At 61.4% G+C, this 12,907-nt stretch carries 15 protein-coding genes and 1 pseudogene; 8 read left to right on the top strand and 8 right to left on the bottom strand.

What is annotated here, in order from left to right:
* Positions 1 to 9: 9 nt before the first annotated feature.
* Positions 10 to 2,949, top strand: coding sequence for a glycoside hydrolase family 38 C-terminal domain-containing protein (locus tag FZX09_RS09655; protein WP_226402310.1), 2,940 nt, complete (start codon positions 10 to 12; stop codon positions 2,947 to 2,949).
* Here the strand turns inward: FZX09_RS09655 and psbN are convergent.
* Positions 2,937 to 3,077, bottom strand: coding sequence for a photosystem II reaction center protein PsbN (gene psbN / locus FZX09_RS09650; RefSeq protein WP_011363291.1), 141 nt, complete (start codon positions 3,075 to 3,077; stop codon positions 2,937 to 2,939). The two genes, FZX09_RS09655 and psbN, sit on opposite strands and share 13 nt — an antisense overlap.
* An 84-nt stretch (positions 3,078 to 3,161) precedes the next feature.
* Between psbN and psbH the strand changes: the two genes are divergently transcribed.
* Genes psbH through FZX09_RS09630 form a run of 4 tightly spaced genes read left to right on the top strand, consistent with a single transcriptional unit; the run spans position 3,162 to position 4,491 of the window.
* Positions 3,162 to 3,362, top strand: a complete 201-nt coding sequence (gene psbH / locus FZX09_RS09645) for a photosystem II reaction center phosphoprotein PsbH (protein ID WP_226402308.1) — start codon at positions 3,162 to 3,164, stop codon at positions 3,360 to 3,362.
* Positions 3,363 to 3,371: 9 nt separating this feature from the next.
* Complete coding sequence (locus FZX09_RS09640) at positions 3,372 to 3,602, top strand: TatA/E family twin arginine-targeting protein translocase (RefSeq protein WP_226402306.1); 231 nt, start codon at positions 3,372 to 3,374, stop codon at positions 3,600 to 3,602.
* Between the two features lie 14 nt (positions 3,603 to 3,616).
* On the top strand, positions 3,617 to 4,234 hold the full coding sequence (gene pth, locus FZX09_RS09635; RefSeq protein ID WP_226402304.1) for an aminoacyl-tRNA hydrolase: 618 nt from the start codon (positions 3,617 to 3,619) through the stop codon (positions 4,232 to 4,234).
* On the top strand, positions 4,234 to 4,491 hold the full coding sequence (locus tag FZX09_RS09630; RefSeq protein WP_226402302.1) for a DUF3146 family protein: 258 nt from the start codon (positions 4,234 to 4,236) through the stop codon (positions 4,489 to 4,491). The genes pth and FZX09_RS09630 overlap by 1 nt, the downstream gene beginning before the upstream one ends.
* Here FZX09_RS09630 and FZX09_RS09625 read toward each other — a convergent pair.
* From FZX09_RS09625 to rph, 4 genes are read right to left on the bottom strand one after another with little or no spacing between them, the layout of a single operon-like run.
* Positions 4,475 to 4,915 (bottom strand): resolvase, encoded by a 441-nt coding sequence (locus tag FZX09_RS09625; RefSeq protein ID WP_226402299.1) that lies wholly within the window; start codon positions 4,913 to 4,915, stop codon positions 4,475 to 4,477. The two genes, FZX09_RS09630 and FZX09_RS09625, sit on opposite strands and share 17 nt — an antisense overlap.
* A complete protein-coding gene (locus FZX09_RS09620; protein ID WP_226402297.1) occupies positions 4,912 to 6,063 on the bottom strand; it encodes a DUF3084 domain-containing protein in 1,152 nt (383 codons plus the stop codon). Before FZX09_RS09620 ends, FZX09_RS09625 begins: the two co-directional genes overlap by 4 nt.
* A 27-nt stretch (positions 6,064 to 6,090) precedes the next feature.
* Positions 6,091 to 6,807 (bottom strand): global nitrogen regulator NtcA, encoded by a 717-nt coding sequence (gene ntcA / locus FZX09_RS09615; RefSeq protein WP_226402295.1) that lies wholly within the window; start codon positions 6,805 to 6,807, stop codon positions 6,091 to 6,093.
* A gap of 58 nt (positions 6,808 to 6,865) precedes the next feature.
* Positions 6,866 to 7,609, bottom strand: a complete 744-nt coding sequence (gene rph, locus FZX09_RS09610) for a ribonuclease PH (RefSeq protein ID WP_226402293.1) — start codon at positions 7,607 to 7,609, stop codon at positions 6,866 to 6,868.
* 145 nt (positions 7,610 to 7,754) lie between these two features.
* Here rph and FZX09_RS09605 point away from each other — a divergent pair, with 145 nt between their 5' ends.
* Positions 7,755 to 8,354: a cob(I)yrinic acid a,c-diamide adenosyltransferase gene (locus tag FZX09_RS09605; RefSeq protein ID WP_226402291.1), complete on the top strand. Its 600-nt coding sequence runs from the start codon at positions 7,755 to 7,757 to the stop codon at positions 8,352 to 8,354.
* On the top strand, positions 8,354 to 8,947 hold the full coding sequence (dcd, locus tag FZX09_RS09600; protein ID WP_226402289.1) for a dCTP deaminase: 594 nt from the start codon (positions 8,354 to 8,356) through the stop codon (positions 8,945 to 8,947). Before FZX09_RS09605 ends, dcd begins: the two co-directional genes overlap by 1 nt.
* 11 nt (positions 8,948 to 8,958) lie before the next feature.
* Here dcd and thyX read toward each other — a convergent pair whose 3' ends face one another.
* Together thyX and FZX09_RS09590 are read right to left on the bottom strand one after the other, a co-directional pair.
* A complete protein-coding gene (thyX, locus tag FZX09_RS09595; protein WP_226402287.1) occupies positions 8,959 to 9,681 on the bottom strand; it encodes an FAD-dependent thymidylate synthase in 723 nt (240 codons plus the stop codon).
* A 44-nt stretch (positions 9,682 to 9,725) separates the two neighbouring features.
* Positions 9,726 to 10,301: a thioredoxin domain-containing protein gene (locus FZX09_RS09590; protein WP_226402285.1), complete on the bottom strand. Its 576-nt coding sequence runs from the start codon at positions 10,299 to 10,301 to the stop codon at positions 9,726 to 9,728.
* Positions 10,302 to 10,364: 63 nt separating this feature from the next.
* Between FZX09_RS09590 and FZX09_RS09585 the strand changes: the two genes are divergently transcribed.
* The gene (locus FZX09_RS09585; protein WP_226402283.1) at positions 10,365 to 10,868 is read left to right on the top strand and encodes a hypothetical protein; all 504 of its coding nucleotides are present in this window, start codon (positions 10,365 to 10,367) and stop codon (positions 10,866 to 10,868) included.
* 87 nt (positions 10,869 to 10,955) lie between these two features.
* Here FZX09_RS09585 and FZX09_RS09580 read toward each other — a convergent pair.
* Positions 10,956 to 11,747: pseudogene (locus FZX09_RS09580) on the bottom strand (transglycosylase SLT domain-containing protein); the annotation flags it as partial.
* Positions 11,748 to 12,907 lie beyond the last annotated feature (1,160 nt).

The raw sequence follows: 12,907 nt of genomic DNA, 5'->3' as shown, positions 1-12,907 counted from the left end.
AGAAGGGGAATGAACCCTGATCAGGTCGGTCGATCGGAGTGGATTGAAACGTTTCGCAGTCGCTCGCGTCGTGATTTGCGCGCCGGGTGGCGCCGCTCAGGCGCCACCCAGGCTGGGTTTTTCCTCGATGACAGCTGGGGATCAACGCACCGTCCTGACTGGGCCAAACGTGGTCTGCTGATCTGGCCAAGGGGGCGACAGTGGCTGCGGCTTGAGCAGCGGTTGAGCTGGCCTGATGGATGGTGTGCCAGTGATTCCTGCCGTGCCCGGCTGGTGCTGAGCTGGTGGGCCGAGCAGATGCGGCTCTGGGTGGATGGTGTGCTGGTTCATGAGGGAGATCTGTTCGATACCGCCTGTCGTTGGCCGTTGCCTGAGGGTTGTCGTGAGGGGGCGGCGCTGGATCTTGTCCTGGAGCTCTGCAGCCCTTTGCATGACGACGGAGCTCTGATTAGCAGTCATCTCGACCTGGAGCCGCAGGCCGCTGGCCCTGATCCCGAGGGCACCTTGTTGCCTGCTGCCTTGGAACTGTATTTGGCGGCGGATGGAGACCTGCCATCGCATTGGGCGGATCTGAATCCCAGCGGTGTTGAGGCGCAGGCCGCTGTTGCAACGCACCTGGATCAGGTGGACCCTCCACGAGGGTCGTTGCATTGGCTGGGTCATGCCCATCTCGATCTGGCTTGGCTCTGGCCGGTCGCCGACACCTGGCAGGCCGCTGAACGCACCTTCCGATCAGCGTTGGCTCTGATGCGTCGCTGGCCTGAGCTGCGCTTTGCCCATTCCACGCCGGCTCTCTACGCCTGGATGGAGCAACATCGCCCGGCTCTGTTTGCGGAGATCCAGGTGGCCAGCCGCGCCGGCCGCTGGGAACCGATCAATGGCCCTTGGGTGGAGACGGACTGTGTGCTGGTCAGCACGGCGTCGTTGTGGAATCAGTTTGTGCTCGGTCAGGACGACAGCCGGCGCCGCTTCCCGGAATGGACCCATGAGCTGGCCTGGTTGCCGGACAGCTTTGGCTTCGCTGCTGGCCTGCCTGCGGTGGCGGCAGCCACTGGTGTGCGCTGGTTCTGCACCCACAAGCTGGCCTGGAATGCTGAGAACCCTTTCCCCCATCGTTTGTTCCGCTGGCGCGGACGGGGACGGTCTGAATTGCGCAGCCTGATGCTGCCGCCGATCGGGCGTCGAGCCGATCCTGTGGTGATGCTGGGAGAGCAGCGGGCATGGCATCAGGCCACGGGGCTGGAGGCGGCGCTCTGGATTCCTGGTGTTGGTGATCACGGTGGTGGTCCCACCGAGGAGTTGCTGGAGGAGATCGAGCTCTGGGAGGGCCAAGCGGCCGCCTTGCCCACCCGTGCCGGCACTGTGCGGGAGTTCCTGACAAACCTGCAGCAGGACGATCAGGCCTGGCCGGTGTGGCGCGATGAGCTCTTCCTGGAGTTGCACCGCGGTTGCGCCACCAGCCGTCCCGATCAGAAGCGCCACAACCGAACACTTGAGCGGCTTTTGCGGGAAGCCGACACTGCTTCGGCCCTGTTGGCCATGGCCGGCCGCGAAGGCGGTGTCAGCGATTGGCGCCCGCTGTTGTTTCAGCAGTTTCACGACATTCTTCCAGGAACTTCGATCCCGGAGGTTTTTGAACAGGCGGAACCGGTTTGGCGCTCGGCCCGGCGCCAGGCCCGCTGCGAGCGCGACCGGCGGCTGGCAAGGCTGCCTCGGCTGAAGGGCACAGCGGCGGAATGGAGTTGGTGGGGTCTGCAGCCCTTGGCCTCCTGGTCTCCTCTGGTTCGTCTTCCGGTGGGGTCGTGGTCAGCCAACGCAGTTTCACTGCCGCAGCAAGCGGCTGCCGGTGGTGGCACCTGGGTGCAGTTACCGCGTCAGCACGGGATTTGTTCTGTGCCGCTCCGGCGTGAACCAGGCTTGGCGTTCGGCGCTGCTCAACCCCGTCAGCCTGTGGTCATCGCGTCGCTTGGGGCGGGAGTTTGGCGCGTGGGCAATGGTCTGATCGACATTGATGTCTCCGCGGCAGGACTGCTGGCTCTGCGGGATCGCGATGGACGAAGTCAGTTGTCTTCCCCCCTGCAGTTGGAGCGATATCGGGACCGGGGCGAATTCTGGGATGCCTGGGATCTGGCGGCGGACTACCGATCCCAGCCCTTGGGTGTCCTTTCATTAGATGTCGTGGAATGGCTCGACCAGGGCCCCCTGGTGTCTCATCTGGTGCTGCGGCGCCAGCTCGGCGCCAGTTGTATGCGTCTGGACCTGCGGCTGAAGGCCGACACGCCCTGGTTGGAGCTGATCTGCAGTGTCGACTGGTGTCAGACCCATGAGCTGCTGCGCCTGGACCTGCCATTGGCGACCCCTGCTGTCCGTATCGCTGCCGACACCAGCGGAGGGGTGATCGAACGGCCCTCTGAACCGATGACGGCTCGGGAACAAGCCCGCTGGGAAGTCCCTGTGATCTCATGGCTCGCTTCGCAGTCGCCAGCTCCCGGAGGCGGGATGGCTGTGTTGATGGACGGCCCCCAGGGTGTTGATTGGTCTTCAGACCGACTCGGCATTTCGCTGCTGCGCGGTCCGACCTGGCCTGACCCAAGCGCCGATCAGGGATGGCATCGCCAGCGTTTGGCCCTTATGCCGTTCTCCGGCTCCTGGAGTGATGCCGGTGTGCCGCAGGCGGCCATTGCGTTTCGCGAGCCCGGGTGGTGTGCGGCTTTGCCTGCGGAGCTGCGTCAGTGGTTCCCATCGATGCCGCTTCAACTCGTGCCGGTGGCCTTGGAGCGCTATGTCGACGCTTGCCTGCTGAAGCTGCTCAATGCGGGGTCAGCACGCTGCTGTTGGACCCCCGGTGCGGGGTGGAGTGTCCGCAGGCAAGCAGATTCCGATGCTTCTGATGCAGTGGTGATCGCCCCGGGGGAACTCGTCTCCCTGGTGGTTGATCAGTCCTCGTGATCGTCGAACGGGTCGTCGAGTGCTTTTGATGGAGGTCCAAAGGCCTGGTACACACCAAATCCGGTGAGTCCGAACAAAACAGCGAGTACGCCAATGGCGACGGACAGGGCTGGGGACGACGTTTCCATCACATCTCTCGACAGGATCAACCCCGAACCGGAGTCGGCCCCTACAGTATCGAGACTTCAAACCACCCGAGACCCGGCGTCCCCATGGCACAACGCACCCGTCTGGGAGACCTTCTCCGCCCCCTGAACTCTGAGTACGGCAAGGTGGTTCCCGGTTGGGGCACCACTCCGGTGATGGGCATCTTCATGGTGCTGTTCCTGGTGTTTCTGCTCGTAATTCTTCAGCTGTACAACAAGTCCCTCATCCTCGACGGCATCAACGTGAACTGGAACGGCCTCGGCTGATCAGCACCCATGAACATCTTTGGCGTCGGTCTCCCCGAAATGGCGGTTATCGGCGCCGTTGCTCTTTTGGTCTTCGGGCCGAAACGCTTGCCAGAACTTGGCCGGACCCTCGGAAAAACCCTGAAGGGCTTCCAATCTGCGTCCAAAGAATTCGAGCGCGAGATCAACAAAGCCATGGCTGAACCTGAGGTGTCCGGTGACGTTGCGAAGCCGGCCGAAGAACTTCCCCCCAGCGACTGAGTTGTTCCAGCGGTATGACCACTGATTTAAAGCTGGTGGTGGGACTGGGCAATCCGGGGGCGAAATATGCAGGCACTCGCCACAACATCGGCTTCATGGCCTTAGAGCTTTTGGGTGAGCGCTCTGGATTCAGTTTTCGTCAGCAAGCCAAGTTGCATGGTCTTGCAGCAGATACAGGGGTCGGTGAGCAGAGGCTGCGCTTGCTGATGCCTCAGACCTACATGAATGACAGCGGTCGTGCAATTCGTGCTGCCCTTGATTGGCTCGGCCTGGAACCCCACCAACTGCTGGTGCTGGTGGACGACATGGATCTTCCGCTCGGTCGTTTGCGATTGCGGGCCCAGGGCAGCGCCGGTGGCCACAACGGCTTGCGCAGCACCATTCAGCATCTAGGGACTCAGGCGTTTCCCAGGCTGCGGATCGGTATTGGTGCGCCGGCTGAGAATCCTGCTGAGCGTCGCGCTCGAACGGTGTCCCATGTTCTAGGACCGTTTAGCAAGGTGGAACAACCTTGTGTAGGCGCTGTTCTTGATGCTGTTCTGGAAGGGATTCAACGTCTTCAGCGCCAGAGCTTTGATTGTGCTGGAACCTGGATCAACGGCTTTCGCTATGACCTGGAGCCGGTCGACTGATGCCGGCTCTCCCGGCGACAACGGCCCATTTGCGGGTGCTCCGCCAGTGTTTTCAGGCCAAGTGCGTGGAGGGTGAAGTCTCAGCTGGAGGCTTCGAGTGGCAGTTCTCCTGGGCCTTTGACCGCGGCGAATTGATGGTGGAGCCGTCCTTGGGACGAGCCCTTATCGAGGATGCCCTTCGGCGCTTTTTGGTGCGTTCTGATTACAGGCTGGAACCGGGGGGTGACTACACCTTCATGGTTAGGGCCAGGTTCTGAGTGAGAAAGTGGGAGCAGGCTCCGGCCATTTCAGGCGGCACTGCAGGTGCTCCTCGAGCATGACCAAAGCGGCCACAGCATCCAGATCCACCGGCGGAATGCGCAGCCCTCCCGGCAGCATCCGTCGCCAACCTCGAGCCGGCCATAAGGTCCAGTAACGCTGTCTTGCCCTCAGCGTTGTTCCATGTTCAGAAATCACGGTGAGATGGCCCAGCCGTTCCAGTCGCTTGATCCAGGCTCGGCTGCCTGTGCCGTCACCGATCAGGATGCGGTCGAGAGCTTGGTCGTGATTCCACTGCTCCAGCCAGGGTTCCACAGCGTCCGGGGCCAGCACATGCCCTTCGCGTACAAGGCCGAGCTGAAGATCAGCCAGCACGAGACCACATTTGCAGCGGCCTGGATCGAGAACGGCCACCCGTTTCATGGGGATGCCTGAATTGTGACGACGACAGGATCGGCGCTGTTGCTGACCCCTGCAGAAATCACTTCCAAGCCCATGGATTGGCTGGGTCCTTCCATAAGGTTCTGGGCCAGTCGGGAGAGGGCTGATCCATCGAACCGAAGGCCCTCGCTCAGCGATCCCCGTCGCTGCACCTCGGCATAGGCCGAGGCCAAGAGAAGGTTCAGCCGTGTGCGAATGACCTCTGGTGTGCGTTCATTCGGTTGCAGTGTGGTGGTGGCCAGCACGTCTCCGCGTTGGGCCACTGGCCGGTTGGGACGCACCTCGGGGAAGGCGTAAACCGCTGTTTCACCCCGCAGCACATTGGTGGCGGAGCGCAGCGAGATCACCCAGGTTTCCGGTTTGCGGATGATGCTTTGTAGGCGTTCCACATCGCTGCGCGGAACGCGGATCAACTGGCGTTCGGGGGCTTCGCCAGGTCGCACTTTCCCGTAGGCGTTGAGATTGGCCTCCTGCAAAAGCCTGTCTACAGCCTGTTTTGCCTGGTCCGGGGCATCGAGTCGAACCGTTGCTCTCGCCAAGGTCTGTCCGCTGCTGATCACCACCGATCCACGCCTCAGGGCGACCAGATTGCGTTCCAGTTCCTTGAGTTCCTGCTCACCGGCACGGATGCGGCTGCGAACGCTGTTGAGTTCGGCTTCTGTGCGCTGGATGTCCGCATCGCGGGTGGCGATGTCTTGGCTGAGGCGTTCACGTTCAGCTTCGAGTTGGGCCCGCTCTTTCTGGAGAGGAGCCAGTTCAAGGCGCAGGGTGTTGGCCCGTTGCTGCGCTTGCTTGAGTTCTGCGGCGATTCGCTTGGTTTCCGTTTGGGTCTTGTCCCGTTCCCGCTCGGCTGCCTCCAGCTGTTGCCGGCTGTCCTGGAGTTTCTCCTGCAGGGCATCCAGTTCAAAAAGGCCCACCCGCAACTGCCGGCTCACCAGCAGCATCAGGCCAAGCGAGAGTGCGCTGATCAGGCTGCCAGTCAGCACCGTAATTAAAACTGCGGTGCGCCTTGGGCGCATCTTGAACAAACTCAGTCGCGCTCTGCCGACGCGGCTGCCCAACCGGTCGCCCAGTGTCGACAGCACGCCCCCGAGCACAAGCAGAACCAGGATCAGTGCCCAACCGCTCATGGCTGCAACCGTCGGGCGATGGCCGGACTAGCTGAAACGTTTTGCCAGTGCGATTGGATCCAGAACGGTGATTTTCTTGCGGTCAATCTGAACCAGACCGGATTGACGCAAGTCTCCCAGCAGACGTGTGATTGTGACGCGTGTTGAGCCAATTGCTTCGGCAATGGCTTGATGAGATAGACGCAGGTCGATGGTGATGCCCAGCTCATCCGCTACTCCGAAATCCCTGCATAGCACAAGCAAGAAGCTCACCAGCCGGGACGACATGTCCCTGTGGGTCAGGGTTTCAATCATCGTTTCGGTCTGCAGAATTCGGCTGGAAAGACCCTGCAGCAAGCGCAGCCCAACGCTGGTGTCGGCTTCAATGGCGGCCTTCACGGAGGTCGCCGGCGCCGTCACCATTTCAACCCGAGTGAAGGCCACAGCATGGTAAAAACGATCGGATCTTTGTCCGGTCAGCAGCGACAGCACTCCGAATAGGCTGTTTTCGCGAAGCAAGGCCACGGTGATTTCTTCCCCCGATTCGTAGACGCGGGATAGACGCACGGCTCCCCGGCGGATCAGATACACCCGTTCTGCGGGATCTCCGGGGAAGAAGATAGTCTTGTTGCGGTCCACTAGTTCACTGCTGGCGCCATCGAGATCCCGGATGATCTCCAGGAGAGAACGGTTGGCAGGTTCTGCCCTGGTAGTTGGAGCCACCATCTGTGGGGCGTATCGGCTGAAACCTCGGCTACCTGTCATGACAACCACCTGATGAAGCGAAGCTACGAAGCTGGCGGTGGCCGCCATGTAGCGGTTATTACGTAACGCTGCTGTGATCGTTGAAGGCCTGACGTTGCGCCTGCATCAGGGACGATAATCCCGGCTCGGCTAAATCCAGCAGCTCATTGAGTTGGCTGCGGCTGAAGGGCGCTCCCTCAGCAGTTCCTTGGATTTCCAACAGACGTCCATCGCCGGCCTGCACAACATTCAGGTCCACCTCAGCTCGGCTGTCTTCGCTGTAGTCCAGATCCAGTAAGGACTGGCCACCCACCAAGCCGACGGACACGGCCGCCACCTGGTCGACCAGGGGTGATTGCTCCAGGACTCCTTGTTCCACCAGTGATCGGCAGGCCTGCTCCAGGGCGAGCCAAGCCCCGGTGATCGAGGCCGTCCGGGTGCCGGCGTCCGCTTGGATTACGTCGCAGTCGATCAGCAAGGTGCGTTCACCAAGGCGCTCCATATCGATCACGGCGCGCAGGCTCCGGCCGATCAATCGCTGAATCTCCTGGGTGCGACCCGAGAGTTTCATCAGCTCCCGTGATTGCCGTTGTGGGGTGGATCCGGGCAGCAGCCGGTATTCGGCGCTGAGCCATCCCAACCCTTCTCCCTTGCGCCAGCGGGGAACCTTGTCCTCCAAGCAGACGCTGCAGAGCACAGCGGTTCGGCCGGTGTGAACCACAAGGGAGCTCAAGGCAAACCCCATGGGATTCCAGGTCACCGAGAACGGTCGCAACTGCTGCGGGCGACGGCCATCAGCGCGGTGTTCAGGGGAGTGGCTCATCGGTGGTGTGCAGTTCGTCAAGCCTCGCAGGCGGTTGGTTCTCGTCCTGTCCAAACACCATGGGTGGTGTTAATCCTCTTGTTGAATGTGATCTCGCCGCTAGATTCAAGGTCTCGCCGGGGTCGCCCGGACAGATGCTGACGTGATGACCACAAGCCTCGCTGACCCCCAAGCCTTCCAGAACTCCCTGGAGCGGGATCAGCAGGCTTTGCAGCGGGCGGGCCTAAGGCCCTTGCCTCCTCTCTCTGATCCGCCACCCCTACATCTGGTGGCTCCAGAAGGGCAGCTGCAAGTGCATACAGCGCCCTACCGAGGCAGCTTCGCCAATGTTCTGAGTCAAGCCATGCGAGCTGCCGGCTTGGGTAGTCGTGTTCTGATCAGTCAGTTCCTCAAAGGGGGCGTTCATCAGGGACCGGCCGGACGAGTTAAGCTCTGTGGAAGGCTTGTCTGGCTGCGGCCTGAAGTGCCTCTCTGCCTTTCCTCGCCTGGCTATCCCGGTGGCGCGGAGGCTGTGGCTAACGTTTGGTGCATCTGCCGCCAGCATCTGATCCAGGGAGATCTCGACCAGCTGGTCTTGGATGAAATTGGCCTTGCAGTGGCCTTCGGATACCTTGATGAAGCGGACGTCATTTCAGCCCTTGAGCAGCGGCCCGCTTCGATGGATGTGATCATCACTGGACCTGCAATCCCCTCCGCTGTGGTGGAGATGGCAGATCAAGTCACGGAGTTGCGCCGAGGTTTCTGATGCTCAAGTGCGATCGCTGGATCACTGAACAGGCCGGGCAGGGAATGATCGAGCCATTCCAGAGTGGTTTGGTCCGTCACCTTGAGCCGGAGCAGAAGCTGCGACCGGTACTCAGTTTCGGTTGCTCGTCCTACGGCTACGACCTGCGCCTGTCTCCTCAGGAATTTCTGATCTTCCGGCATGTTCCTGGCACGGTGATGAACCCCAAGCGGTTCAACCCTGCCAACCTCGAGCCCACCCCTCTTCATGAGGATGAAGACGGGCGCTACTTCATCCTTCCGGCACATTCTTACGGCCTCGGTGTGGCGTTGGAGAAGCTGCGTGTTCCTCCCAACATCACCGTGATCTGTTTGGGCAAGAGCACCTATGCCCGCCTTGGAATCATCGTGAACACCACCCCAGCTGAAGCGAGCTGGGAGGGTCACCTCACCCTTGAATTCAGCAACAGTTCCGGCGCTGACTGCCGGATCTATGCCGATGAAGGTATCTGTCAGCTGCTGTTTTTCGAGGGTGATCCCTGCTCGACCACCTACAGCGATCGACAAGGCAAGTACCAGTATCAGCCCGAGAGAGTGACGCTAGCCAAGGTCTAGATCTCTCTTGGTTAAGGAGCTAAACGCGCCCGGTGCAGCCTGCTTTTTTCGTACCAGGCTGCGAATTCAGGGGCCCACTCCACCATGTGGGGCCACATCAGATCGCAAAGCTGGCGGATCTCCAACTGGGCATCAAGCTTGGCCCGCAGATCCATGAAGTGCAGGAACGCCCGCAGGCTGAAGCTCACCACAAAGTGCTGGCGGTAGTCGAAGGGAAGGATGCCGCGGGCATGCTCTTCGGAGAAGCCCGCCTTGAGCAGATCCCTGTAGCGAACGGCAGCGCTTCGGCACAGATCGAGGTCCTGTTGACGTAGCGCTTTGGTGTAGGCGTATTTCTTGCCCTGCCGATCGCTGTACTCGCCGGCAGGCCGCAGATAAAACACTTCTTCTAAGTCTAGGACTCCATCCGCTGCACGGCAGATGCGTTCACCGGTGTAACGCATCGATTGCACATCGAAGCTCACCCCAACCCGATGGGTGCGGGCCTGCTGCATCACCGAGTGCGGGAACCAGCCCACGTTCAGCACGATCTGCGCATGCTCCATCGGGCCGTAGTGGCCGCGCTCTCCAGACAGCAGACGTTTCACACAGATCTCTCCAGCCCGCTGCTCATCGGGCCAGTTGGCACGATCTCCTGCCACGAACCCTTCGCTGTAGTCCTGATGCATGGCGGCGTACACGCATTGCTGCGGGTTCGGCGTAGCTGCGATCAGATCGACCCGAAAGCGGTCCATGGGAGCGTCAGAGTGACGAGTTGTGGTGATCATGGCGAGGCGTGTCAACCATGGCTGCGGGGGCCGGCCGTGGATTGGCTCGACGCTCCAGCCAATGTGTTGTCAGCGGAGCTGGAGGTTTGCAGCTGACTGACGTTGCCGACGCCTGGCAGAGCCGGAAGCGGCTGATCCTCAAGCAGTGCTGTGGTGATCAGCTGGAGTTCCTCAGGGCTGCGCAAACCAAGGGATCGCCCCTTCGGCTCTCCTTCAGCGTTAAATAGATTCAGCTGAGGGATGCCGTTGACGTTGTAGCGATCAACGAGATCTTGCCAACGTGGGTTGTCGACGTTCACCAGAACAACATCAAGTCGATCCCGCGATTTCTTCTCCAACTCCAGCATCGAGGGAGCCATCTCCCTGCAGACCTGGCACCAATCGGCGTAGAACTCGATCAGCGTTGGGCGTCCATTGGTTAACGCCGTTTGCGGGTCGAGGGACCGTCTCGCCAGCTGCTCCATCGGGCTTTCGCTCTGAATGCCGCCGCGCAGAATGACCAAGCCAAATGCCAGAGCCACCGCGATCAGCACCAGCACCCATCGCTGTGCCGTGCCAAGGGGCGAAGACTCCGGGGTGCCTGTCATCGCACTTCAACCGCTGCGATCACTCTGGCAGCTCCTTCGAAAGGCCGCCGCTAACTTGAATTCATGCCAATTCTGCGACTGCTGAGCCTTCCGGTTCGGGCGCCGTTGCTGACGGTGCTGTTTTTCGTTGCGGTTTTGCTCGGCAACCATTGGCAGATTGTTCAGCCCACCTTCACGTCTCTCTACGGCGTGAGTGCGGTCTGGTTCTGGTGTTTCGTGCTGCTGCAGACCCAGGTGGTTGTCGTTTTCTGCACGATGCCGAATCTGCTGTTGCGACAGGTGTCGTTGCTCATGGCATCAAGCCGGGTGATGACGTTGGTGGTGACGCTGCTAGTGGTGATCACCGGTGGCATCTACCTGTTAAAGCTCAATGTGCTCACCGACGTGCTCATCCTGGCTTCAGCCTTGTTGTTGGCCCGGCTTGATCTCATTCGCATCGGGGTTCTTCCCGCTGCTGGACTCTGCCTGGTTTTGATGAGTTTGATCGTGATGGCTGGCATCGTCGCCGGCACGCTGCTGCCGCACCCCAGCGTCAGCATCTCCGCAGAAGGATTGATTGCCGCCTAGGTAACCAAGCAGATTATCGAGCACTTTCTTGGCGTAAAAGCGCGTTTCCGGGTAGGGGATACGTTCCACCCAAAGCGCGGCGTCGTTCGCATCCGTGGGTTGCGTCCAAGCCGCCACAGCACCTGGCCCGGCGTTGTAGCTGGCAATGCTGCGAAAGGGGTCGTTCTCCCATTGCTTCAGCAATTGGTTGACGTAGCGCGCGCCCAGTTTGAAGTTGTTGGCGGGATCCTTCAGCATCGGCGGGCTGGTGGGTGCGCCAGCCATCTCTGTGGCCGTGGAAGGCAGCAATTGCATCACGCCAACGGCCCCGGCAGGGGAGACGACTCCGGGTGCGAAGCGAGACTCCTGTTTGGCGATCGCTCGCAGCAGATTGGCTTGAAGGTTTTCTTGCTTGGCCGCTGTCTGTATCTCGGCTTCGAAGAGGCGAGGGAATTGGCTGCGATGGAGAAGACTGCGTTGGTGGCAGCTCGGATCACGCCAGCGGAGGCTGAGCCACCAGAGCTGATTCAGTCCCATCCAGGTGTCCCCGACGGCCAGGCGCAGCCTGCCCTCGACGAGACGTTCCTCGGGTGGCGGCGGGATTGCAGGATCTCCAAGGGCCTGCCAGGCCTCCCAGGCGGCGTGCACTTGGCTCAGTCGCCAGAGCTCGTTCACCAGGCTGTGATGGCTGTTGAGCGGTTGCCAGGTTGGTGACTCTTGTTGCGGGTCTGGGGATCGCAAATCCAGGGGTTTGGCTATGCCCAGCTGCTCCATGGCGCGCCATCGGTAGTAGCCCCCTGGGAAGGCCCTGATAAGGCGGCGCCAGGTGCGTCCCGCCTCTGCCACATCACCGAGTTCCTTATGGCTGCGCCCCAGCCAGAACAGCCGCCGCGCCTCCATCGGAGGAGGCAGAGGCCCAACCTCGTGGCGGCGTTCCAGCAGGTCGCGGGCACGATTCCAATCCCCAGCGAGAAACGCCTCACGGGCTAGGTCCCATTGGAGTTGCCAGATGTCGGGGTCGTTGGGCCAGCGTCTCAGGGCGGTATCCGCCCCATCGCCGCCGGCGAGTCTTACGCGGGCCGCGGCAACAGCGGCTGAGCGCTCCTCAAGGGCAGCCGGTAGACGATCGATAACACCAGGGTCGGGATCGAGCGGTTCGCTCAAGATCCGAGCCGCTTCAAGGCTGGCGGGGTGGTTTGGATGGGTCTGCGCCAGCGTCAGCAGTTGAGCAGTGCCCGCGTCAGGGTCGCCATTCAGCAGCCGTGAACGACCGATGGCCAACTGGGTCTCGGGGGCAGCATTGAGCTCTTGAAGGCAGGTCAGTGCAATTTCGGCATGGCCTCGTTTTGCCAGTGCCTGCGCCAAGGTTTGGCGTTGTTCGGGCTGCGGTGCCTGCGACCCTTTCGCTTGGCAGGCGTCAAGCATCAGCTCAAGTGCGCCGGCTCGGCGTGGATTCCAACGGGCCAGGTGCAGGGCGCCTTGATGGCTTGCCAGCGCTTCGGAGCCATCCCGAGCCGCCAAGGTCAGGGCTGCTGGGTGGGCGGGTTGCTGCTGGAGCAGCTGCTGATGAAGCACTGGGTTGTTGTTGCCAAGCGCCAAACGAGCCCAGGCGGAGCCGGGTGCTTTGGGAAAGCGATCCAACAGGAGCTGCCAGGTCTGGGTGGCTTCCGATGTCTTCCCCTGGGCGTCTGCGGTGAGGGCTGCCCGTTCGAGCACCACGGCTGCCATCGGATCGCGCCCCCAGCCCTGGCCATGGAGCAGTTCCTGTGCCCCATCCCTGGCCACCATCAACAAGGCGGCTTCGCGACGGGTCTGAGGATCGATGGCCCAGCGGTAGTGCTGCCACAGCTTTGTCTGTGAGAGCTCAGGTGTGAGGCGCTGCTGCTGCCCCTTCAGCAGTTGCTGCCCGCCCCATGCAGCCAAGCCACTCAGGCCAGCAACCGACAGCAGAAGCAGCGTTCCGATTCGCGGCCCTGCCTGCACACCCAACCTGGAGCTGGTCGCATTCTGATGCTCTAAAGACAGTTGGCGAGCCTTTGATCAGCTGAGGGCCGTGGAGG

The sequence above is a fragment of the Synechococcus sp. MU1643 genome, assembly GCF_020514095.1.
In the GTDB taxonomy this organism is placed as follows: Bacteria; Cyanobacteriota; Cyanobacteriia; order PCC-6307; family Cyanobiaceae; genus Parasynechococcus.
Note: the sequence above shows the minus strand (reverse complement) of the source record. Positions and strands in the feature narration are given on the sequence as shown.